General features: G+C 72.1%; 26 protein-coding genes. 15 read left to right on the plus strand and 11 right to left on the minus strand.

Going from position 1 to position 21844, the window contains the following annotated elements; genetic code table 11:
* Positions 1-10: 10 nt before the first annotated feature.
* Together ACYVF7_RS18215 and ACYVF7_RS18220 are read left to right on the plus strand one after the other, a co-directional pair.
* Positions 11-496, plus strand: coding sequence for a glutathione peroxidase (locus ACYVF7_RS18215; protein WP_460341535.1), 486 nt, complete (start codon positions 11-13; stop codon positions 494-496).
* Between the two features lie 5 nt (positions 497-501).
* Positions 502-957 (plus strand): TIGR00725 family protein, encoded by a 456-nt coding sequence (locus tag ACYVF7_RS18220; protein ID WP_460341537.1) that lies wholly within the window; start codon positions 502-504, stop codon positions 955-957.
* A 111-nt stretch (positions 958-1068) separates the two neighbouring features.
* On the opposite strand, the gene ACYVF7_RS18225 is transcribed toward ACYVF7_RS18220, so the two are convergent.
* Positions 1069-1656, minus strand: coding sequence for a hypothetical protein (locus ACYVF7_RS18225; RefSeq protein WP_460341540.1), 588 nt, complete (start codon positions 1654-1656; stop codon positions 1069-1071).
* Between the two features lie 113 nt (positions 1657-1769).
* On the opposite strand from ACYVF7_RS18225, the gene ACYVF7_RS18230 reads away from it, so the two are divergent.
* Positions 1770-2693 (plus strand): oxidoreductase, encoded by a 924-nt coding sequence (locus tag ACYVF7_RS18230; protein WP_460341543.1) that lies wholly within the window; start codon positions 1770-1772, stop codon positions 2691-2693.
* Positions 2694-2717: 24 nt separating this feature from the next.
* On the opposite strand, the gene ACYVF7_RS18235 is transcribed toward ACYVF7_RS18230, so the two are convergent.
* From ACYVF7_RS18235 to ACYVF7_RS18245, 3 genes are all read right to left on the minus strand, one after another.
* On the minus strand, positions 2718-3086 hold the full coding sequence (locus tag ACYVF7_RS18235) for a hypothetical protein (protein ID WP_460341546.1): 369 nt from the start codon (positions 3084-3086) through the stop codon (positions 2718-2720).
* Positions 3083-3286: a hypothetical protein gene (locus ACYVF7_RS18240; protein WP_460341549.1), complete on the minus strand. Its 204-nt coding sequence runs from the start codon at positions 3284-3286 to the stop codon at positions 3083-3085. Before ACYVF7_RS18240 ends, ACYVF7_RS18235 begins: the two co-directional genes overlap by 4 nt.
* Before the next feature lie 94 nt (positions 3287-3380).
* On the minus strand, positions 3381-3917 hold the full coding sequence (locus ACYVF7_RS18245; protein WP_460341552.1) for a methylated-DNA--[protein]-cysteine S-methyltransferase: 537 nt from the start codon (positions 3915-3917) through the stop codon (positions 3381-3383).
* Positions 3918-4039: 122 nt separating this feature from the next.
* Between ACYVF7_RS18245 and ACYVF7_RS18250 the strand changes: the two genes are divergently transcribed.
* The 4 genes from ACYVF7_RS18250 to ACYVF7_RS18265 all read left to right on the plus strand — a co-directional run bounded on the left by ACYVF7_RS18250 (position 4040) and on the right by ACYVF7_RS18265 (position 7309).
* Positions 4040-5419: a citrate/2-methylcitrate synthase gene (locus ACYVF7_RS18250; RefSeq protein ID WP_460341555.1), complete on the plus strand. Its 1380-nt coding sequence runs from the start codon at positions 4040-4042 to the stop codon at positions 5417-5419.
* Positions 5420-5591: 172 nt separating this feature from the next.
* Complete coding sequence (locus tag ACYVF7_RS18255; protein ID WP_433173566.1) at positions 5592-5942, plus strand: hypothetical protein; 351 nt, start codon at positions 5592-5594, stop codon at positions 5940-5942.
* Positions 5943-5982: 40 nt separating this feature from the next.
* On the plus strand, positions 5983-6306 hold the full coding sequence (locus ACYVF7_RS18260; RefSeq protein WP_460341558.1) for a DUF3817 domain-containing protein: 324 nt from the start codon (positions 5983-5985) through the stop codon (positions 6304-6306).
* 79 nt (positions 6307-6385) lie between these two features.
* Entirely contained in the window at positions 6386-7309 is a 924-nt protein-coding gene (locus tag ACYVF7_RS18265) for a bifunctional helix-turn-helix transcriptional regulator/GNAT family N-acetyltransferase (RefSeq protein WP_460341561.1), read from the plus strand.
* A gap of 472 nt (positions 7310-7781) precedes the next feature.
* Here ACYVF7_RS18265 and ACYVF7_RS18270 read toward each other — a convergent pair whose 3' ends face one another.
* Positions 7782-8882, minus strand: a complete 1101-nt coding sequence (locus ACYVF7_RS18270; protein WP_460341564.1) for a threonine aldolase family protein — start codon at positions 8880-8882, stop codon at positions 7782-7784.
* Positions 8883-8987: 105 nt separating this feature from the next.
* On the opposite strand from ACYVF7_RS18270, the gene ACYVF7_RS18275 reads away from it, so the two are divergent.
* Genes ACYVF7_RS18275 through ACYVF7_RS18290 form a run of 4 tightly spaced genes read left to right on the plus strand, consistent with a single transcriptional unit; the run spans position 8988 to position 12648 of the window.
* Complete coding sequence (locus tag ACYVF7_RS18275; protein ID WP_460341567.1) at positions 8988-10325, plus strand: MFS transporter; 1338 nt, start codon at positions 8988-8990, stop codon at positions 10323-10325.
* A gap of 17 nt (positions 10326-10342) precedes the next feature.
* Positions 10343-11101: an SDR family NAD(P)-dependent oxidoreductase gene (locus tag ACYVF7_RS18280; protein ID WP_460341570.1), complete on the plus strand. Its 759-nt coding sequence runs from the start codon at positions 10343-10345 to the stop codon at positions 11099-11101.
* 33 nt (positions 11102-11134) lie between these two features.
* Entirely contained in the window at positions 11135-12124 is a 990-nt protein-coding gene (locus ACYVF7_RS18285; protein ID WP_460341573.1) for a class I SAM-dependent methyltransferase, read from the plus strand.
* The gene (locus tag ACYVF7_RS18290; protein WP_460341576.1) at positions 12124-12648 is read left to right on the plus strand and encodes a hypothetical protein; all 525 of its coding nucleotides are present in this window, start codon (positions 12124-12126) and stop codon (positions 12646-12648) included. The genes ACYVF7_RS18285 and ACYVF7_RS18290 overlap by 1 nt, the downstream gene beginning before the upstream one ends.
* 3 nt (positions 12649-12651) lie before the next feature.
* On the opposite strand, the gene ACYVF7_RS18295 is transcribed toward ACYVF7_RS18290, so the two are convergent.
* From ACYVF7_RS18295 to ACYVF7_RS18305, 3 genes are read right to left on the minus strand one after another with little or no spacing between them, the layout of a single operon-like run.
* The gene (locus ACYVF7_RS18295) at positions 12652-13164 is read right to left on the minus strand and encodes a GNAT family N-acetyltransferase (RefSeq protein WP_460341578.1); all 513 of its coding nucleotides are present in this window, start codon (positions 13162-13164) and stop codon (positions 12652-12654) included.
* A gap of 27 nt (positions 13165-13191) precedes the next feature.
* Positions 13192-13893, minus strand: coding sequence for a response regulator (locus tag ACYVF7_RS18300; RefSeq protein WP_460341581.1), 702 nt, complete (start codon positions 13891-13893; stop codon positions 13192-13194).
* Positions 13890-15086, minus strand: coding sequence for a sensor histidine kinase (locus ACYVF7_RS18305; protein WP_460341584.1), 1197 nt, complete (start codon positions 15084-15086; stop codon positions 13890-13892). Before ACYVF7_RS18305 ends, ACYVF7_RS18300 begins: the two co-directional genes overlap by 4 nt.
* 195 nt (positions 15087-15281) lie before the next feature.
* On the opposite strand from ACYVF7_RS18305, the gene ACYVF7_RS18310 reads away from it, so the two are divergent.
* Positions 15282-16868: a nitrilase-related carbon-nitrogen hydrolase gene (locus ACYVF7_RS18310; RefSeq protein ID WP_460341587.1), complete on the plus strand. Its 1587-nt coding sequence runs from the start codon at positions 15282-15284 to the stop codon at positions 16866-16868.
* Here ACYVF7_RS18310 and ACYVF7_RS18315 read toward each other — a convergent pair.
* Both ACYVF7_RS18315 and ACYVF7_RS18320 read right to left on the minus strand, forming a co-directional pair.
* On the minus strand, positions 16863-17657 hold the full coding sequence (locus ACYVF7_RS18315; RefSeq protein WP_460341590.1) for a class I SAM-dependent methyltransferase: 795 nt from the start codon (positions 17655-17657) through the stop codon (positions 16863-16865). The two genes, ACYVF7_RS18310 and ACYVF7_RS18315, sit on opposite strands and share 6 nt — an antisense overlap.
* Before the next feature lie 36 nt (positions 17658-17693).
* Positions 17694-18617 carry an APC family permease gene (locus ACYVF7_RS18320; RefSeq protein ID WP_460357991.1) on the minus strand — a complete coding sequence of 308 codons (924 nt, stop codon included), beginning with the start codon at positions 18615-18617 and terminating at the stop codon, positions 17694-17696.
* Between the two features lie 135 nt (positions 18618-18752).
* On the opposite strand from ACYVF7_RS18320, the gene ACYVF7_RS18325 reads away from it, so the two are divergent.
* From ACYVF7_RS18325 to ACYVF7_RS18335, 3 genes are all read left to right on the plus strand, one after another.
* Positions 18753-18956, plus strand: coding sequence for a helix-turn-helix domain-containing protein (locus ACYVF7_RS18325; RefSeq protein WP_460341593.1), 204 nt, complete (start codon positions 18753-18755; stop codon positions 18954-18956).
* Between the two features lie 74 nt (positions 18957-19030).
* Complete coding sequence (locus ACYVF7_RS18330) at positions 19031-20614, plus strand: ATP-binding protein (protein WP_460341596.1); 1584 nt, start codon at positions 19031-19033, stop codon at positions 20612-20614.
* Positions 20615-20646: 32 nt separating this feature from the next.
* Positions 20647-21297, plus strand: a complete 651-nt coding sequence (locus ACYVF7_RS18335) for a DUF6461 domain-containing protein (protein WP_460341599.1) — start codon at positions 20647-20649, stop codon at positions 21295-21297.
* 79 nt (positions 21298-21376) lie between these two features.
* On the opposite strand, the gene ACYVF7_RS18340 is transcribed toward ACYVF7_RS18335, so the two are convergent.
* Positions 21377-21832 carry a nuclear transport factor 2 family protein gene (locus ACYVF7_RS18340; RefSeq protein WP_460341601.1) on the minus strand — a complete coding sequence of 152 codons (456 nt, stop codon included), beginning with the start codon at positions 21830-21832 and terminating at the stop codon, positions 21377-21379.
* Positions 21833-21844: the final 12 nt, after the last annotated feature.

Genomic DNA, 21844 nt, shown 5'->3' on the forward strand with positions numbered 1-21844 from the left:
GATCGCCATCATGTCGATTTATGACGTGGACATCGAGCGCCTTCAGGGCGGGCCCGCCGACCTCGGCCAGTACCGCGGCAAGACCGTGCTCCTCGTGAACGTCGCCTCCAAGTGCGGTCTCACCCCGCAGTACGAGGGACTGCAGCGACTCCAGGAGACCTACGCCGACCGCGGGTTCACCGTGCTGGGCGTGCCCTGCAACCAGTTCGCCGGCCAGGAGCCCGGCACGTCGGAGGAGATCGCCGAGTTCTGCTCGACGACGTACGGCGTCGACTTCCCGCTCACCGAGAAGGTCGACGTCAACGGCGACGACCGGCATCCGCTCTACGCCCAGCTGGTCGGCGTCCCGGACGCCGCCGGCTACACCGGCGACATCCGGTGGAACTTCGAGAAGTTCCTGATCGGCCCCGACGGCGCGGTCGTGGCGCGGTTCGACCCGCGCACCGAGCCGGACACCGACGAGTTCGTCGAGGCGATCGAGAGAAACCTCCCCTGATCCAGGTGGCGGTGTGCGGTCCCAGCGACTGCACCGACGCGGAGCGCGACGCGGCGCATGAGGTCGGCAGGCTGCTGGCCGCGCGCGGCGCGGTCGTGCTGTGCGGCGGATACTCCGGCGTCATGGCGGCGGTCGCCGAGGGCGCCCGCTCCGCCGGCGGCACGGTGGTCGGCGTCCTTTCCCGCGCCGACCGCGAGGGCGCCGCTCCGGGGCTGAGCGCGGCCATCGCCACGGGTATGGGCGAGGCGCGCAACGCCGTCCTGATCGCCTCCGCCGACGCGGTCATCGTCGTCGGCGGCTCGTGGGGGACCCTGTCGGAGCTGGCCCTGGCCATGCGGCGCGGCGACGTTCCCGTCGTGCAACTCGGCGGCTGGCAGGTGCTCGACGAACACGGCGAGCCACTGCCCGGGATCCGGCGTGCCGCGACCCCGGACGAGGCCGTCCGCCTGGCGAGCCGGTAGTCCACCGGAGCGCGATGACGCGCGGGGAGCCGTCCGGCCGACGGATCCGCGGTCTCTGACGCGCGGGGCGTGCGACGGCGCTGGATGAGCGGCGGCTCTGGTCGGGCCGTGTCAGGCCAGGAGCGCTTCGATCCGTGCGACCGAGTCGGGGCCGGCGAGCTCCACCGGCGGCACCGGCCCGTCGGCGAGCCGATCGGCCAGCGCGGAGACCGCCTCCGCGCGGCGGGCGACGTAGTCGACCTCGTCGTCTCCCGGCGGGCGGCCGTCCAGGAGGGTGGCCACCTCCACCAGCGCGAGGTGACCGGCGTCCAGCGCGATCCCGGGGCCGGTGGTGCGGCGCAGCCGTTCGTACGCGGCGACGAGACGCCGCACCGCGGGATGAGACACCTCGAGTGGCACACCGCGGTGCAGCGCCTTAGCGTGCCGCCGGAGAGCGCGGCGGCGCACCGCGCGCAGCACCGCCGCCTGCGCGGGCAGCACCAGTCCGAGCGCGAGACAGGCGACCGCCACGACGGACAGCCAGGCGGGCAGATGGGCGACGACGACCGCGGCGAGCAGGGCGGCGCCACCTGCGGCGAGCACCCCCTCGGGGACCCCCATCCCCTTCTCGGGTTCTTCGGCCGGTAGACGGCGGCCCTCCACCGCCGGCGCGTCGACGAGCGGGCCCGGCCGATGCGGGACGATGACCTGCGACGGCATGATCCGATTATCGACCGGGTCGGCCCTCGTCAAACGGATGCCGGTCCAGCATCCCGGGAGATCCCCGAAACCGAAACGCGTTCTAGTATGGTCCGCCAGTGGAGGTGGCGGACATGGCCAAGTGGACCACCGATGAGATTCCCGACCTCGCCGGGAGACGAGCCGTCGTCACCGGCGCCAACAGCGGCCTCGGCCTGTGCACCGCGCTCGAGCTGGCCCGCCACGGCGCCACCGTGGTCCTCGCCTGCCGAAGCGCCGAACGCGGTCGCGCGGCCCTGGACCGGATTCAGGCGGCCGCACCCGGGTGCGACGTCGTCCTCGGCTCCCTCGACCTGGCGGACCTGGCCTCGGTGCGGGCCTTCGCTGCGGAGCACGGGACGACCGGGCTCGACCTGCTCGTCAACAACGCCGGGGTGATGGCGCTGCCGCGCCGGACCACCGCCGACGGTTTCGAGCTGCAGTTCGGCACCAACCATCTGGGGCACTTCGCCCTCACCGGTCTGCTGCTGCCCGCCCTCCTCGACCGCCCCGGCGCGCGGGTCGTCACCGTCACGAGCATGATGCACTGGCTCGGAAGCCTCGACTTCGACAACCTCGACGGCGAGAGCCGGTACGGGAAGTGGGCGGCCTACTGCCAGTCCAAGCTCGCCAACCTGGTCTTCGCCAAGGAGCTCGACCGCCGCGCCCAGGGGCGCCTGACCAGCGTCGCGGCTCACCCCGGATACGCCGCGACCAACCTGCAGCAGGCCGGGCCCCGCATGAGCGGCAGCCGGATCGACGAGGTGCTCAATGGCCTGGCCAACACGCTCTTCGCCCAGTCCGACGCCGCGGGCGCCCAGCCCATCCTTTACGCGGCGACCGCTCCGGAGGCGCGCGGCGGGCAGTGCTACGGCCCCAGCGGGCCGGGTCAGAGCCGGGGCGCCCCGCGCCGCGTACCGACGCGGCGCAAGGCAGACGATCCCGAACTCGGCCGCCGCCTCTGGGAGGTCTCCGAGAAACGCGCCGGCGTCACCTACGGCGCGCTGAAGCAGGAGTGATCGGCCGGATCAGGAAGTCCCCGGTCAGCCGGCCGCCCGCTCGAGCCACAGGGTGAGGTCGTGCACGCCCATCTCGCCCTGGCGGGCGGCGTCGAGGATCTCCACCGCCTCCGACGGATCGACCTTGGGCAGCGGAACGTCGTTCAGCGCCAGGTAACGCAGGGCGATCAACCAGGCGAAGGTACGGTTGCGCCGGTCCAGCGCCTCGACGCGGAGCAGACCGTGCAGCAAAGCGGCCGCCTTCGCGGCGACCGTAGGATAGACGTCCTGCCCGAGAACGGCACCGGAATGCCGGGCCTCGGCGGCGATCAGTGCGCCGTAGTCGACGACGTGCGGCTCAGCGGGCATCTCCTCGGCGAGGATCAGCATCCGCCGTACGTCCATCGAGGTCACCGGCCCTCCAACTCGTCGAGCCAGTGGCCGTCCCGCTCGAGAACCTCGGCGACGAACCGTGCCGCCGCCGCGCGCTCCGTCTCGATGTCACGGCTGATGAGCGAGGTCACGTAGTCCTGCACGGACTGCCCATGCTCGGCCGCGCGAACCTTGACCTCGTCGAACACGGCATCGGGCACCCGAATGTTCAACTGCTTCACCCTCGCGATGCTAGCGGTTGCTAGCTCGCGGAGACATTATCGAACGGGCAAGCGAAAATCAACTCTGAGTAATCGTGGTACGACTCTACGTCGTCTAGGAGCGCGGTCCGGCGGAGGGGTCCCAGTCGAGGGTGGCGGGGATGGCGCCTTCCATGGTGAGGAGCCAGCGCTTGACCTCGACGCCGGAGCCGCCGCTGTATCCGCCGAGGCCGTCGGTGGCGACCACGCGATGGCAGGGCACGACGATCGGGATCGGGTTGGATCCCATGATCGAGCCGATGGCCCGCGCGGGCACGCCCGTGCCGCTGAGGTCGGCCAGACCGCCGTACGTCACCGTCTCCCCGTACTGCACGCCGGCGTACAGCTTCTCCAGGACCTCGCGCTGGGCGCCGGACGTGTGGCGCCAGTCGATCGGCAGGTCGAAGGCCCGTAGGTCGTCCGTGAAGTAGGCAGCCAGCTGTTCGCGCACCGGCTCCGTGCGCTCCGGGGCGTCGACCAGGGGGAGCCCGGCCCTCAGTTGGGCCCGGGCGCGGGGCGTGTCCCGGAAGGACAGCCCGCTCAGGCCTTCGGCAGTGCAGGCGAAGGCCAGCCGCCCCAGCGGCGTCTCCAGCGTTCCGATCGCGACATCCACCCTTCCTTCCTACCAATCCCCAGGGGCCGACGCTCGCGAGAATCCGACATCGTGGTCGCGCGGAGGGTCGCCCGGCGCCGCGTCCGATCAATGTTGATGCTTCGTCAACTACGGTGGCGGTCGTGACGGAGACGTCGGGTGAGTGGATCGACGCGGCCCGGGCGGCGGAACGGCTGGGGGTCAAGCCGGCCACCTTGTACGCCTATGTCAGCCGTGGAGTGCTGAGGCGGCGGCGCTCGCCGGACGGGCGGCGCAGCCTCTTCGACCCGGCCGAGATCGAGGAACTGGCCCGCAGAGGACGGCCGCGGCGGCCGCCCGGCGCGAGCGAACTGGTCATCGAGTCGCGCGTCACCGCGCTGGGCGACGACCGCCCGTACTACCGGGGACGCGACGCTCTCAGCCTCGCCGGTTCGCACGACTTCGAGGCCGTCGCCGAGTGGCTGTGGACCGGTGAGCCCTCGTCGGCGGGCGGCGAAGCGCGGCGTCCGGGCCCGCAGGCGAGCGGCGACGGGTCGAGTCCGCAGGCGAGCGGCGGCGCGCGGCAACCGAGCCCGCAGGCGGGCGAAGACGGGCCGAGTCCGCAGGCAGGCGGGGACGCGTGGCGGCCGAGTCCGCAGGCGGGTGGAGAGGCGTGGCGGTCGAGTCCGGAGGCGGTCGCGGTCGCGCGGGCGGCCCAGTCCGGCCTGCCGGGAGAGACCCTGCCGCTGGACCGGCTGCAGGTGATCACGACGGCGCTGGCTGCGGCCGACCCGGTACGCCTGGTCTTCGACGGCCCCGCCGTCGTCGCCCTGGGCCGGCGGCTCATCGCCGGGATGGTGGAGTCCCTGCCCGCCGCCCGTGGCGAGACCGACCCGCCGGACGGGGCGTCGATCGCGGCGCGTCTGTGGACGCGCCTCACTCCTCAGGAGCCGCGGCCCGCGGCGGTGCGCGCGCTGAACGCCGCCCTCGTGCTGCTCGCCGACCACGAACTGGCCGCGTCCGCGCTCGCCGCCCGCGTCGCCGCGTCCGTGCGCGCCGATCCGTACGCCGTCGTGACCGCCGGGCTCGGGGCGGCTGGGGGAGGCCTGCACGGTGGCGCCTCGCTCGGGGCGGAGGCGCTCCTCGCCGAGATCTCCACACCCGAGCGGGCCGCGCGGGTGATCGGCGAGCGCCTGCGCCGAGGCGAGGGCGTCCCCGGATTCGGGCATCGCGTCTACCGGCTCCGGGACGGCCGTGCCGGATGCCTGCTCGACCTGGTCCGCGATGCCGCGCCGGGCCACGAGCGGCTCGCCGTCGCCGAGGCGGTGCTGGAAGAGGCGCGCGGTCGCGGGCTCCCCGGCGTGAACGTCGACTTCGCGCTCGCGACGCTCGGCGCCGTGACCGGGATGGGGCACGGAGCGGGAGAGGCGATCTTCGCGGTCGCCCGTACGGCCGGTTGGCTCGCCCACGCCTTGGAGGAGTACGCCCGGGGCACGCCGCTGCGCCCGCGCGCCATCTACACGGGCCGTCCCCGCGACGTGTGACCCCGCCCGCCTCCGCCCGTCACGGGTGCGGGGCCGGTGCCCCCGTGATCCCGCCAGGGTGGCCGTGCGTCTTCGCACGTGCGGAGTCGGTCTTGTGCCGGGTGACCCCGCCGGGGCGGACCCAAGGCGGACCCGGGGAGGGCCTCGCCGCGGGGGCGGGTACGCTCAATGCGTGCGACAGTTCTTTCGGCCTGGTTGGCTCGGACTCCACCTGATCGCCATCGTGCTGATCGGGGTGTTCATGCTGGCCGGCTGGTGGCAGCTGACGCGTGCCCAGGGCGGCAACCTGCAGAGCTGGGCGTACGTCATCGAGTGGCCGATGTTCGCGATCTTCGTGGTCGCGATGTGGGTGCGGATGGTGCGGGACGAGCTGCGCGGCGAGACGAACGCCGACCCGGGCACGGTCACCCCGCCGGGGGCCGCGCCGTCGCGCCGGATCGATGACATCGACTATGGGGACGACGAGGAGCTGGCGGCCTACAACCGCCGCCTCGCCCGGCTGAACGACGAGGCGCCGCGCTGACGGCGCGGGCTTCACGGAGGGACGACCCGTGCAAGGAGCGGTGACCCGCTATCGCGTCATGGCGTACGTGACCGGCGTACTGCTGATCGTGCTGTGCTTCGTCGCGGTGCCGCTGAAACTCTTCGCGCACAACGGGGTGCTGTCGACCGCCGTCGGCATCCCGCACGGCATGGTGTGCTACCCGCTCTACCTGCTGACCACCTTCGACCTCTACCGCCGGGTCCGCTGGCCGCTGAGCAAGATGGTGGTGGTCGTACTGGCCGGGATCATCCCCTTCCTGACCTTCTACGTCGAGCGGCGGATCGTCGCCGAACTGCGTGAGCAGACCGCCCCGGCCCCGAGCACGGACGCCGCCGGGGTCTGATCTTTTTCGATCACCGTCTGGACCGAACGGGTCCGTACGATTATCTTTGACTGCGTCAACTTAAATGTTGAGGTGGTCAATGAAACCCGTCATGCCGTCGGACCGCGTCGCCGCCGTCCGCGCTTTCAACCGCTTCTACACCTCCGTCATCGGCGTGCTGAACGAGGGCCTGCTCCAGACGCCGTACTCGCTCACCGAGGCAAGGGTGATCTTCGAGCTGGCCCGCCGGGACGCCTGCGAGGTCGCCGACCTGCGCCGGTCGCTCGACCTGGACGCCGGTTACCTCAGCCGTATGCTGTCCCGCTTCGAAACCGACGGGCTCATCGTGCGCGGGCGCGCCGAAGACGACGCCCGGCGGCAGCTGGCCCGGCTCACCGAGCGTGGCCGCGAGGCCTTCCAGGACCTGGACGCCCGGTCGGCGGCCCAGATCGAACAGATCCTCTCCGGGCTCGCCGAAGAGGACCAGCGCCGGCTGCTGGGCGCGATGGGCGTGATCGAGGGGCTGCTGGGGGAGCGCCCGCGGTCCGCCTCGTTCGTGCTGCGGCCGCTCGGCCCCGGCGACCTCGGCTGGGTGATCCAGCGGCACGGCGCCCTGTACGCCGCGGAGTACGGCTTCAACGCGTCCTTCGAGACACTCGTCGCCCGCGTCGTCGCCGAGTACGCCGAGAACCACGGACCCGGCGACGACGCGTGGATCGCGGAGATCGACGGCGAGCCGGTCGGGTCGATCTTCTGCGTACGGGAGAGCGAGCGGGTCGCGCGGCTGCGCCTTCTCCTGGTCGAGCCGTCCGCGCGCGGTCATGGTGTGGGCGGCCGGCTCGTCGAGGAGTGCGTCAGGTTCGCCCGGCGGTCGGGGTATGACGAGATCGTCCTGTGGACCCACGACATCCTGGCGGACGCCCGCCGCGTCTATGAGCGTGCCGGTTTCGAACTGGCCGAGGAGGAGCCGTACGACGGCTTCGGGCCCGATGCGAAAGAGCAGACCTGGCGGATGAAACTCTGACACGGCACTGACCCGCGGCGTCGTATGGTTCGCCGCGGGCCAGTGGGACCGTTTCAAGTCGAGAGGGTTTCAGGCGTCAGGTCATCCGTGCTCCCTTCGTGCGTGCCGTGTCGGGCGATGGGTTGCCGGGCCGGCGGTGAAACTCGGGAACACCGCCGGCCCGGCCGGTTCGACGCCGATGCCGTGGGGGCGTACGGCACCCGCGCCGGAGGACTTGGAGGGCCGGGCGCCGCACACTCTCGCCCTGAACGGGTGGGGGGAAATCACCCGTCGGTGTCGTACGGTCATGCCGGCCCTCCTCGAATCGCAGACGATGGGCGGGGCCCGGAGTTCCCCGGCGTTCCCATCACGTGGCGTTGCGATCTCGTTACTGTGAGTACCCGTCATCCATGCGACCGTAAACCGAGGTCAAGCGAGAAATCTGCGCCGGAGCCCGTCGGGCAAAGATCACGTCACCTCGTCGCGGTGGTTCTCAGTGGCCGGCGGCGCGTTCGATGAGGCGCGCGCCGACGTCGGCGACGTCCGTGGCCGTCCAGTCGAGAGCGGGCGCCGCCACGGTGATCTCGGTCCTGGCCAGCCTGGGAATCTCCGTGTCCTGCCATCCGGCGGCGAACCAGATCTTGTCCTCCTCGGCGAGCGCCAGCGCCGCGTTGTTCAGCGCCTGGGCCGGATGCGGCAGCCACAGGCGGAACCGGTGCGTGTGCGGCGGCTCCGGGAACACCCGCGCGCCGGGCAGCGCGGCGAGGGCGGCGGCCATCGTTCCCGCGTGCCGCACGTACTCCGGGACGCGCGGCAGCTCGCGGTCCAGGCCGGTGAGGGCGGTAAGGGCGGCGGGCCACTGCTGGAAGACCTGACCGCCGTGGCGATGCCGCCAGACCCGGGCGTACGAGGCGAGGTCCCGGTCTCCCGCGAGCGCCGCCCCGCTGATCCCGCCGAGCGTCTTGTAGAAGGAGACGTACGTGCTGTCGGCGAGACCGGCGATCTCCGCGAGGGAGTGCCCGAGGTACGGCGCGGACTCCCAGATCCGGGCGCCGTCGAAGTGCACCCGCGCGCCGGCGCCGCGCGTGGCCGCCGCCGCGGCCGTCAGCTCGTCCCAGGTGGGGAGGACGAACCCGGCGTCGCGGAGCGGGAGCTCGAACACGACGGTGCTCACGGGCTCGGCGAGCGCGGTGATCTCCTCGGCCGTGGGGTTGCGGTGCTCGGTCGTCGGCCAGACGCCGCGCAGCCCGCTCAACCACGAGTACGCGTGCCGTTCGTACATCTCCTGATGGCCGAGCGGATGGAGGGCGACCGTCGGGTTCGCGGTGCGATCGGCGCCGTACCGCAGCGCCACCTGCTGGGCCATCGTTCCGGTGGGGAAGAAGACGGCTGCCTCGGTGCCCATGAGCTCGGCGACGCGCTCCTCCAGCGTGGTCACCGGGCCGTCGCCGTAGAAGTCGGGCAGCGCGTCCAGATCCCCGGCCGTCTCCAGGTCGGCGAGCCGCTCCCGCATGGTCGCGGGACGCGCCCCGGAGAGGACCCGGTCGCAGGCTCGCAACGCGGCCATGCGGCGTTCACGTGTGTTCTCGGGCATCGGCGGATCGTCCCATGGCGTCCAGAGTGTGTGCCATCCGATTTCCGCCGGGGCATTGGGCGCGATATTTGACCGATCGATCTAGATATCGCTAGGGTCCACAGGGTGCCGAGAGCTCAGCAGTCGCTGACCATTCGCCCTGAAACCAGAACGATCGATCTGAAAAGATCTGCCTTCGCGGTGCTCGGGGCCGTGCAGGTCACGCTGATCGCGACCATCACTGTGATCACCGTGGCGTTGCCCGCGATCCGGCGGGACCTGCGCCTGGACGACGCGGCGATGGTGCTGGTCACGTCCGCCTACGGCCTGGCGTTCGGAGGTCTGTTGCTCCTGGGCGGGCGGCTGGCGGACGTCTGGGGACGCCGAAGGGTGTTCGTCGTGGGCACGGCGGTGTTCGGCCTCGCCTCGGCCGCCGCCGGCCTGGCCCCCTGGACGGGTCTGCTGGTGCTCGCCCGGTTCGCCCAGGGGATCGGCGCGGCGCTGACGGCGCCGGCGGCGCTGGCACTGGTCGGTACGGTCTTCCCCGAGCCCCGGCGCCGGGCACGGGCCATGGCGATCTGGGGCGTGCTGAGCAGCGCCGGCGCCACCGCCGGGACCGTACTGTCCGGCGTAGTGATCACCTGGGTGCCCTGGCGGTGGGTGTTCGCCGCCCCGGTCGCGGTCTCGGCCGTCGCGGTGGCCGCGGTGTGGAGGCTGTTCCCGGCCGATCGTCCGCCGGCCGAGCGGCGAATCGACTGGCCCGGCGCCACGCTGGCGACCGCCGGTCTCGGCGCGATGATCTACGGGCTGGAGCGCTCCGGCTGGTCGGTCCTGGCAGGCGTCGTGCTCCTCGCACTGTTCGCCCTGGTCGAGCGGCGGTCACCGGCCCCGCTGATGCCCTTGCCGTTCCTACACGGGCGCCTGCTGCCCATGCTCGCCGTCACGCTCTGCGCGGCGTCCATGGCCACGGCGTTCTTCATGCTCTCCCTCCACCTGCAGCAGGTACGCGGCCTGTCGCCGCTGGGGACGTCGGCCGTCTTCCTGCTGCCGGCGCCGGCCCTCCTCGCCTCCGGTCCCGTCGCCGGACGGCTCGTCCCTTCCCTCGGAGCCCGCCGCACCCTGGCGCTGGGACTCGTCACGGCCGCCGCCGGTCTGGTCCTGCTCAGCCTCCTCGACGTGCCGTACGCCGGGCTGATCGTCTTCCCCTTCGGGGCCGGGACGACCTTCTCCGCCGCCCTGCTCGCCGCGATGCACGACGTGCGCGAGGACCAGACCGGCCTGGCGGGCGGCCTGGTGAACACGGCGATGGAGATCGGCCCGCCCATCGGCCTCGCGGTGCTCGTCTCCCTCGCCACCGCCCACTCGCCCGACCCGGCGAGCGGCTACGCGTACGCGCTGCGCGTCGCCGCCGTCGCCCTGCTGACCACCGCGGTGTACGCGGCGCTCCCGCGCCGTACCGAGTAACCGAAGGAGAACACGGAATGTCCGTTCGTTTCACCGGCAAGGTCGCCCTCATCACCGGCGGAGGCTCCGGCATCGGCCGGGCCACCGCCCTCGCGTTCGCCCGGGAGGGCGCGACCGTGGTCGTCGCCGGGCGCCAGGCCGAGCCGCTGGACCAGACCGTGGCGCTGATCGAGGCCGAAGGCGGCCGGGCGAGCGCGGTGCCGGCCGACGTGTCCTCCTCCGAGGACGTCGCCCGGCTCGTCACGACCACCGTCGAACGTCACGGAGGCCTGCACATCGCGTTCAACAACGCGGGAGTCCTCGCGGCCGGACCCCTCGCCGACCTGGACGAGTCCGCCTGGGACCGCCAGCTCGCCGTCAACCTGACCGGCGTGTTCCTCTGCATGAGACACGAGATCGCCCACATGCGCGCCAACGGCGGCGGCGTCATCGTCAACACCGCGTCCAACCTCGGAGCGCACATGCGGCTGCCGTTCCTCGGCGCGTACGCCGCGTCCAAGGCGGCGGTGAGCACGCTGACCCGCGCGGCCGCCAAGGAGTACATCGGGGAGGGCATCCGCATCAACGCCATCAGCCCCGGTCCCATCGAGACGTCCATGTCCCTGCGGCCAGGCGAGACCGAGGCCGACCGCGCCGAACGCCTCAAGAGCGCCCTGCCGATCGGCCGGGCCGGAACCCTCGCCGAGGCCGCCGCCGCGGTGCTCTGGCTCGCCTCACCGGAAGCGGGCTTCACCGTCGGCCACGACCTCGTCCTCGACGGGGGCGCCAGCGCCTGACCCGAAGGGACCTCCGCGGGCTAAGGTCCGACCATGCCCGTCCTGGAGATCTCCGACCTGATCGGCGCATGGGACCCGGTGACCGGAGACCGTGCGCCGATCGTCAAGCGCGACGTCATCGCGCGGCTGCGTGCGGCGGGGCACATGCGTGCCGTGCGGATCGTCGAGCGGATGCCCGCCTCGGGGGAGCTCCTGGAGCCCGCCGCCGTGGACCGGTTGTTCGTGCGCGTCCACACCGAACTGCAGCGGCTCGCAGAGGAGCTGCACATGGCGCGCCGGTTCGCCGAACTGCTGGCGCCGCTGGTCGCCGCCGCGCGCCGGGCCGGAGCCGGTCCGCCGCGGATCGTCGACGTGGGGTGCGGCATCGGGTACGTGACGAGGGCCCTGGCCGCGTCGGGCGAACTCGGCGGCGACGTCGAGCTGGTCGGGGTCGACTTCAACCCCGTCCTCGTCGCCGAGGCCGCCAGGCTCGCCAGGGCCGAGGGACTGACCTGCCGGTTCATCCGCGGTGACGCCTTCGACCTCACCGAGCCGGCGACGCTCTACATCTCCAGCGGAGTCCTGCATCACTTCCCCGCCGAGTCGCTGGCCGGGTTCTTCCAGGCCCAGGATCGGCCGGGCACCGCCGGGTTCGTGCACTACGACATCGCGGCGACCCGCCTGGCTCCGCTCGGGGCACGGGTGTTCCACCGCGCCCGGATGCGCGAGCCGCTGGGCCGGCACGACGGGGTCGCCTCGGCGAAGCGGGCGCACGGCGACCGGGTGCTCCTGGACGCCGCGTCGCGGGCGACCGGGATGCGCGTCTTCCTGTTCGAGCCGATCCGGCACACCAATCCGTTCTGCGCCTCGATGCGGCCCGTCGTCGGGCTGCGCCCCGACCTGGTCGACGAGGTACGGCGCGCGCTCGGCCGGCGGGCACGCGGCCTCGTCGGGGCCGACGGTGTGCGGGAGAGGGACCGTGGCGCGCGGGAGGCGGTCGTGCGGGGGGATGCCGACGACGGCCTTGAGGGGGCCGGCCGGTGATGGGGCTTCCGATTCCGGCCGTCATGGTCCCCGCGCTTCTGGCGGGCCTGGCCGTCGTCGACGGGGCCTTCGCCGGCTTCCGCGCGGCGACGGGGCGTAACGCGCGGATCCACAAGCGGGACTACGCCCTGGCGGCGGCCCGGCGGGGCGCGGCCGTGTCGGTGCCGGGCCTCGCCGTCACCGCCGCCGTGTCGTTGACCGGAGCGGCGGGAGAGGGGCACCGGTACCGGGATCTGGTCGAGGCCGGGACGAGGATGCTCGTCGTGATGGCGCCCTACGCCGCGGTCGTGATCATCTCGCTCGCGGCGTACTGGCTGCTGCCCATGCGGGAGAGCACGTTCGTGATCCTGGTCGGGCTCGGGCCGCTCACCCTCGTCCGCCCCGCCGTGGTGGCGGCGGCGGTGGCGGCCGCCGGCCTCGGCTCCCGGGACTGGCTCATCTGGACGGCGGCCCTCACGGCGGCCGTCGGCGTCCTCGTGGTGGAGCCATGGGTGCACCGCCGCTGGTACCGCGAACCGCTCTGACGCTCACCGGTGGAGCCGGAGTTCGAGCTCCAGCTCATGGCGGATCGGGATGCCGTCCAGGCCGACCTCGGGGATCGACGGCTTCAGCGCGCGCGACCGGGCGACGGCGTCCCGGTGCACGGCGACGAGGTCGAAGCCGTACCGCTGGTAGAAGCGCAGCGCCCGCAGGTTGTCGTTGGTCGTCACCAGCCACAGCCGGGCCGCCCCCGCCGCGCGGGCGGCCCCGGCCACGGCGTCCACGAGCGCGGTGCCCACGCCGGCGCCTTCCCGTACGGAGTCGAGCGTGACGAGCTCACACTCTTGCCCGTCGACCCGGTAGGTGGCCACTCCCGCCCGGTCCCCGTCGAGGTGGGCCATGAAGGCGGGCAGCGCCGTCGTGTCATGGGCGACGCCCCGGCTCACCGAGATCACGCCTCCCCAGCGCTCGGTGAAAACCTCCCGTACCCACGTGACGTCTTCGGCGGTCGACGGCCGTACGGCCGGCCGGTGCCGCTCCGCATGATCGAGAGATGTCATGGCGCCATCCTCACCGTCCGGGCGGCGCTACGTCTCGTCGCGCGGGGGGAGCAGGCCCGTCTCGTACGCGAGGATCGCGGCCTGGACGCGGTTGTCCAGGCCGAGGCGGGTGAGGATGCGGTTGACGCGGCTCTTCACGTTGGCCTGCGTCAGCCCGAGCGCATCGGCGATCTGCAGGTTGGACAGCCCCCGTGCGACGAGGATGAGGACCTCCAGCTCGCGTTCGGTGAGCGCGTCGATGAGTCCGCGATTCCCCGCTGCGGGGGCCGGCGCGCCGGGGAGGAGGCCGAGGGGCAACCCGGCGAACGTCGTGATGAGCCGCTGGGTGACGCTCGGGGCGAGCATGGCCTCGCCGCCGGCGACGACGCGGATCGCGTGCGCGAGCTCGTCGGGCGGGCTGTTCTTCAGCAGGAAGCCGTAGGCGCCGGCGCGCAGCGCGGAGTGCACGTACTCGTCCAGGTCGAAGGTGGTGAGCACGAGCACGCGGGGCGAGGGGTCGGGAGGCGGCCATCCGGTGAGGATCCGGCGGGTGGCCTCGACGCCGGTCATGCCGGGCATGCGGACGTCCATGACCACGACGTCGGGCCGCAGGCGGAACGCCGCGTCGACGGCCTGCCCGCCGTCGGCGGCCTCACCGACGACGCACAGGTCCTCGCGGCGGTCGATGACGGCACGGAGCGCCGCCCGGACCATCTCCTGATCGTCGGCGAGGAGCACCCGGATCGTCATCGGACCCCCTGGCAGGGGAGCGTGGCGTGGACCCGCCACCCGCCGTCCGGTCGCGGACCGGCTTCCAGGGCGCCGTCGAAGGCCAGGACGCGTTCGCGGACGCCCATCAGTCCTCGGCCGGAGCCGGGTACGGGACGGTGGACCGCGGCGGCCGGCCCGTTCTCCACCTCGACGGTCAGCGCGGCGTCGGCGACGCGCAGGCCGACCCGGACGTCGGCGGGCCCGGCGTGCTTGATCACGTTGGTCAGCGCCTCCTGCAGGATCCGGTAGGCCGAGACCTGGACCGCGGGTGGAACCGCGTCGATCGACGGCCCGAGTGTCGCCGCCACGCGGCAGCCGGTCGCCTCCGCCGCCGCGAAGAGCCGGTCGACGTGGCGAAGGGAGGGCTCGGGGCCGGGGTCCTCCCGCTGGGCGGCGAGCAGCCCGAGGATGCGGCGCATCTCGACGAGGGCGACGTCGGCCGTCTCGGCGATGCGCGTCACGCCCCGCACGGCGAGCCGCGGATCGTCCTCCAGCACGTCCTCGGCGGAGCGCGCCTGCACGGCGATCGCGCTGACGTGGTGCGCGACGACGTCGTGGAGGTCGCGGGCGATGCGGGCCCGTTCGGTGACGACGGCCTGCCGCGCGTTGATCTCCTGCTGCGCGCGGAGCCGGTCGCCCTGGTCCCGGAGCCGGCGGGCGTCGAGGTCGATCCGCCGTCCCCCGTACCCGAGAAGCCAGGCGACGGACAGGAACGCGACGAAGGCCGTCGCGGTGTCCGGTTCGAGGGAGTCGAGCCGGAGCGGCCCGGATCGGCCGGTGAGCAGCTCCGTCGTCACCGCGGTGGCGAGGGACAGCAGCGTCCCCGGCACGCTCACCGTCGCCGGGGCCCACCGGGCCAGCGCGAACACGGCGAAGATCAGGAAGTAGGGCCCCGGCGTCTTCCCCGGCACCGGGTCGATCACCTCGAAGAGGACGAAGCCCACGGTCACCGCCGCCAGCACCAGGCGAGGGCGGTGCCGCCGCCAGAACAGCGGGACCGTCTGCAGTCCCCAGAGCGCCAGTCCGGCCGCGCTCGGCGTCGGCGTCCTGCCCAGCAACGTCACCACGTCGAACACGGTGAGCCCGCCGCCGAGCGCGATGTCGGTCAGCCATGGTCTGCCGGTGATCCAGGCGCGCGCACCGCGCAGACCGGCCGTCACGTAAGTCGTCATGTCCGACGGCAACGCTAGGCGATCCGCGCGCTCACGTGCTCATTCCCGGGGCCGCATCCAAAGTTGCGCGGACCGGCGAGAGATCGGTGCCGCGGACGACGCCGAGGGCCCATCGGCTCTCCTACGTTCGAATCGCGTCCCACGAACCCTCCGAACCGACGCCATCCCACGCCGCCTGAAAGGACCGATGAAGAAATGGACGACGACCGGCGTACGACGCCGACATGGATGCGATATTCGCTGCTGGCGCTCGGCACCGCGGCGATGCTGTTCGCGGTCGGCGGCCGTTGGGACATCCCCCTCGCCGCCTGGATCTTCCCCGTCCTGCTGCTGCGGTTCGTCCGCACCGGCCGGGCCTGGTCGGGCGCCATATGGATCCTGCTGGCCAACGTCGCCGCGGCGGTCTTCTGGATATTCGAATCGGATATGGGCTTCAATCCCGTCATCGTCGCGGGAGCGGCCGGACTCGGCACCTTGCAGATGCTGCCGTTCCTTCTCGACCGGCTGCTCGTGGGCCGGTTGCGCCCCTGGATGTCGGTGCTGACGTTTCCGGCGGCGATCGCCGGATCGGAATTCCTCATCACGCTGCTGTCGCCGTTCGGCACGGCCTACGGCTCCCTGACCGTCACCCAGTACGGCGACCTGCCACTGCTCCAGGTCACCTCGATCATCGGGTCGTACGGGATCGGATTCCTGATCGCCTGGTTCGCGAGCGTCGTCAACCGCTTCTGGGAGAGCCCGTCGTGGCGGTCGGCCCGCAGCGGCGTCGCGTACGGGACCGTGCTGTCCGTCGTCATCCTCGGCGGCGGAGCCCGGCTCGCCTTCTCCCCGGGGAACGGCGCGACGGTCCGGATCGCCGGCATCAGCCCCGGCAGGGAGGTGATCGAGGCCCAGCAGGCGGCGATCGGGCGGATCCCCGGCAGCCGCCGCGACGTCGCCGCCGCGCCTCCCTCCGCGGTCGAGCCCGCCATGAAGGCGGTGGAGGACGACCTGCTCGCGGCCACCCGCCGGGAGGCCCAGGCCGGCGCCAAGATCGTGGTCTGGCCCGAAGAGGGGGTCAAGGCGCTCGAGGCCGATGAGCACTCCAGCATCGCGGCGGCGCAGGACGAGGCCCGCAGGTCGAGGATCTATCTCGAGATCGGCCTGGGCGTCTACAGCACGACCGCGCCCGCCTACGGGCGCGACGAGACGGTCTTCATCGGCCCCGACGGAAAGGTCCTGTGGACCTACCAGAAGGCCCATCCGATCACCGGTTCGGAGACGTTCACCCCCGGCGACGGGCGCGTGCCGGTCGTCGACACGCCGTACGGCCGGATCGCGAACGTCATCTGCTACGACGCCGACTTCCCCGACCTGATGCGGGTGCGGGCGGACATCATGCTCGTGCCCTCGCACGACTGGCGGCAGTACGGACGCGCGCACACCGAGAAGGCCGCGCTGCGCGCCATCGAAGGCGGGTACGCACTCGTTCGCCAGGACTCGGAGGGCGTGTCCGCGACCTTCGACCGGCAGGGACGCGTCCTGGCCACCACGGACTACTTCGCCACCGATCAGCAGACGACCGTGGCGTACGTGCCGACGCGCGGCGGAACGACGATCTACGACCTGATCGGCGACGCCTTCGCCTGGCTCTGTCTCATCGCCGTCGCCGCCCTCGCGATCGTCGGCGTCGTCCGTCCCGTACGAGACGGACGGCCCGCTCGTGCCGAGGGTGACCCGCTGCCGGTCACCGCGGACCGGCGACGCGGCGCGACGGCCCCGTACTCCGGTCGGCACTCATAGGCGTCGGCCGACGGTGAGGACGGACGACCAGTGGCGGGTGAGTCGTCCGTCCGGGCGGTCGGCGAGCCGGCGGCGTATCTCGTCGTAGAGGCGGTCGCGGGTGGCCGGCTCCATGGCGATGTGGCCGGAGAAGGTGTTCAGCAGGGCGATGTACTGCTCCACGGTGTAGCGCCGGGCCCAGAGATACCGCCGTGTCGCGGCGACGGTGAAGAGCCCGGACGCCTCGAACTCGGCGGCGAAGGGGTCGGGCTGCTCCTCGGGCCGTGGCGGCGGCCAGGGGGAACCGTCGCCTTCGCCGAGCTCGTCGTAGACCTGCTGGATCTCGGTGAAGAACGGGTCGAAGTCGGCGGGGAAGGCGTGCTCGGCGTTCCATACGGCCAGGTGGCCGCCTCGGGGGAGGACCGCGGCGGCCTGTGCGTACCTGACCTCCGGATCCACCCACTTCCATGCGGTGGCCGCGTAGACGAGGTCGAAACGGGCGCCCGCCGGCGGACTCCAGTCCTCGAACGATGAGGTGACCACCGAGACGCCGGGGAACTCGGCGAGCCGGCGTCGCGCCTCCGCCGCCAGCGCGCCGCCGAGCTCGATCGCGGTGATCTGGAAACCCCTGCGTGCCAGCGGCGGCGTGGCCTTCCCCGGGCCGCACCCGACCTCGAGCAGCCGCGCGAACGGCTCGACACTCGTGAGCGCGAGCAGGTCGGAGTACAGCTCGGCCGGGTAGTCCGGGCGTGCCTGTTCGTACAGGGCGGCGACGCCGTCGAAGGTGGCGCGCAGGCGGTGGCGGGACATGCGTCGATCCTGGCAGTTCCGCCGCGTGCCGTTCTATCACGAGGTCGGCTGCCGTTCTTGAGAGCGAGGGCGCGGCGAGGGGCCGGCGGACGAGGTCCGGCAGAGCAGCCGGCAGCCGAGCGCGAGGGCGGTGACGATGACCGGCACCAGCAGGTGCGCCAGCGCGAACGGCAGCGCGCACGCGGTCAGCAGCATCCCGGCCACGGCGATCCCTCGCGCGCGGCCCCGCAGGAGTTTGACCGCCGCCGCAGTGCCGGACAGATAGACGGCGATGACGAGCGTGGACGGCACGAAGACGATCTGCTGCGTCCCCCAGCCGCACAGCCACGCGAGGACCAGTCCGGCGGCGCCGACCGCGCCGACCGCGCCGACGCCGCCGACGGGAACGTTGTGCCGGTTCACCGCCCCCAAGGGCGCCGGGAGCCAGCGATCGCGGGCAAGCGCGTAGCAGAGCCGGGAGACCGCGGCGACGAAGGCGTTCGTGGTTCCGAGACTGATCACGAGAGCGGCGACGGCCGCCGCCACCCGTGCGCTGACACCGAATCCGTCCTGCAGCAGCGTGCCGATCGCCAGGTGGTCGATGGTGGTGCTGCCGTACGTGCCGGTGGCCACCACCGCGGTGGCGACCGCGAGGTAGAGCAGCGTGACGATCACGAGCGTGGCCCACGTCGCCCGCTTGACGTCGCGTGCCGGGTTCCGGAACTCGCCCACCAGGTGAGCCACCGCCTCCCAGCCGGCGAAGGCGAAGAACAGCACCACGATCGCCGACCCGACGCCGTGCAGACCGTGCGGTGCGAGCGGGTGCAGCCGCGACGCGCTCACGTGGGGGACGGCGGCGACGCTCGCGAGCACCAACACGGCGGCCACTCCGCCGGCGAGTGCCAGTTGCAGAGTGCGCCCGACGCGGGCACCGGCGAGATTCGCCGTGACGGCCGTGGCGAGGATTCCCGCGGCGTACAGGTACGCCCATCCCGCGCTGCTTCCGGCAGGATTGGGCGCGGCGCAACCTCGGGCGCGACATCGCCGTCAATGACCTCGCCCGGCACGCCCGAGTGAGCCATCGCAGCCTGATCCGGCAGTTCCGCGCGCACGCGGATGACCCCACAGCGATGGCTCGCCCGCGAACGGATCTTCCTGGCGCAGGAGCTCCTGGAGACCACGGACCTGCCGATCGACCGCATCGCCAGTCGATCCGGATTCGGGACCGCCGCCACCCTGCGTGCCCAGTTCCAGCGGCACCTCGGCACGTCGCCGTCGGCGTACCGGGCGACGTTCAACCTGAACGAACACGTCGGCTGAACGGCACGAGCGCGCGAGAGCCCGAATGAGCGATCAAGACCCGCTGTCGCAGCGTGTCCGATAGCCTACGGAGCGTGAAGTATTTCAACACCACGGGGCCATGTCTGGCCGACCGGCACTACCTGTTGCCGCCGCAGCCGCGGTTGCCGCAGGCTCGGACGCTCATCGACCAGGGCCGGTTCTTCGTGCTGCACGCGCCCCGTCAGACGGGGAAGACGACCACGCTCGCGGCGCTGGCCGGTCAGCTCACCCGCGAGGGTCGTCACCTCGCGGTGCGTTTCTCGTGCGAGCGGGCCAGGGCGGCGGGCGACGACTACGCGGCGGCCGAGCGGATGGTGCTGCAGGCGATCCGGGAAAGGGCGACCGCCGGCAACGTGCCGGCGGACCAGATGCCTCCGGATCCGTGGCCGGAGACCTCCCCGGGATCGATGCTGCGGCGCGGCCTGGCCGTCTGGGCTGAGCGGTGCCCGCTGCCGCTGGTGCTCTTCTTCGACGAGATCGACGCACTGCGGGGCGACAGCCTGATCAGTGTGCTGAGCCAGCTGCGCGACGGCTACACAGCCCGGCCCGCGCCCTTCCCGCATTCGGTCGTACTGTGCGGGCTGCGGGACGTACGTGAGTACAAGGCGGCCTCGGGAGGAGATCCGGACCGGCTGGGGACCTCGAGCCCGTTCAACATCAAGGCCGCCTCCCTGCGCCTCGACGACTTCACCGTCGATGAAGTGGCCGAGCTCTACGAACAGCACACGTCGGCCACCGGACAGAAGTTCACCGCGTCGGCGGTGCAGCGCGCGTTCGAGGCGAGCCAAGGCCAGCCCTGGCTGGTGAACGCGCTGGCCGACGAGACGATACAGGCGATGGGGATCGCGCCGCCGGAGCCGATCACCGACGCGCACATGGACCAGGCCGTCGAGCGACTGATCGTCACCAGGGCCACCCACCTGGACTCCCTGGTGGCTCGTCTCCACGAGCCGCGCATACAGCGCCTCATCGAACCTCTCATCGCGGGCGAGCTGCCCGACCAGGACGCCACGTACCACGAGGACCTGTCGTACGCACGAGATCTCGGCCTGATCTCCCGGGCTCAACCCGTACAGGTGGCCAACCCCATCTACCAGGAAGTGATCCTCCGCGTCCTGGCTGGGAACACCGAATCGATCGTCACCGCCGAACCGCGCAGCTTCGTCACCGCCGAGGGCCGCCTGGATTTCGGCAGGCTTCTGGAGGAGTTCGTGGTCTTCTGGAAGCTGCACGGGGAGATCCTGTCCAGCCGGGAGACCTACCACGAGGCCGCCTGCCAACTGGTCTTCCTGGGTTTCCTGCACCGCGTCGTCAACGGCGGCGGCTGCATCGACCGCGAGTACGGCGTCGGACGCGGCCGTATCGACGTCGTCGTCCGCTGGCCCTGCACCGACGCGAACGGCGAACCCACCTCGCAGTGGGAGGCCGTCGAACTGAAGGTCCACCACCCCGGCCGCCGCGACCCGCTGCCGGAGGGCCTGACCCAGCTGGACGGCTACCTCGACCGCCTGGGCCTGGACACCGGCACCCTCATCATCTTCGATCGCCGGCCGAACGCCCAGCCCCTGCCGGACCGCACCGCCCTCGGCACCGCCCGCACTCCGACGGGACGTCAGGTGACCCTCCTTCGCGCATGAGCGGGGCGCGGCACGCTTCTAACCTTGACCCCATGTCATCGAACGCCGGGCGGCCTGCGGCCGTCGCAGCCGACTACGCGTGGATCGAGGCCGACGAGGACGCCGGTCTGTTCTCGGCGTACTGTCTGACCCTCGTACGCGGAGTCACGCCGCGGGAGTTCATGGATCGGCTCGGTGCGCGGATCATGTTCGACGCCCTGGAGCTGGCCGAGGAGTTCACCGACCTCTCCTTTCAATACTGGGACGCGCCGCACTACGGCGACGTTCAGTTCATCGGCGCCATGACGGTGGCCGGGGACGGCGGGGACTGGACCCTGGCGCTGGAGGTGAACGGCCATCTGGGCGTGACTCCCTCCGTCGTGACACCGGTCTCGGCGGGGACCCGGCTGGTCTCGCACCGCTACAACGGCGGCAACGCCTTCGGCAGCTTCCACTGGATCGAGGACGGCGACATCCGGCTGGACTTCGAGCCCCTGTTCGCCTACCGCCGGGAGGGCAGCACCCCGGACGCCCTCCTCGAGGACATGACGCAGATCGGCTTCGACCTGGACGAGGACCGGGAGGACATCGGTCCGACCACGACGGCCGCCTTCGCGCTGGCCGAGCGGCTCACCGGAGTCCGCGTGACCCCGGCCATGCTCGACGGTGCCGTCTTCTTGTGCGGCACGGCCGCCGCAGGCTGACGGCGTCCCGGATACTCGATGTCACCGGCGGCGGCAGAAGCCGTTGTCACACGGCAGACCGACTTCGCTCTCCGGGACGCTACGCCTGTGCGGCTGCCTGGCGGAGATGGCGACTGACATCGCCGACGAGGCGGATGCGGACGCGGCGCTCCACGAATCGCCACCGGCCGTCGCGGCGCTCGAAGCGATCCTGATATCGGCCGGCGGCGATGGGTTGCAGCGGCAGATCGGACACCGCTTGCAACACGGTGACGTACGATCGCGCCGTCGCGGTGCCGGCCTCTTCGTCGACCTCGATGGCGAGGTTGGTGGTGACGTGCTGGGTCCGCGGCGTGCCGTCGTCGTAGACGATCACTGTGTCCCGGAACAGTTTCTCGATCTCACCGCGGCCGCTCACCGGTGCCGAGCTTCCCACGAAGGTCGCGTCGGCGAGCAGGCCGTCCAGCCCGGCGAAGTCCCCGTCGTCCACGAGTTCGGCGTAGCGCGCGATCAGGTTCTCGATGGCGCGGTGACTCGACGGGGGATCGGCGGGCATGGTCGGCCTCCA

The sequence above is a fragment of the Actinoallomurus acanthiterrae genome (assembly GCF_054775715.1).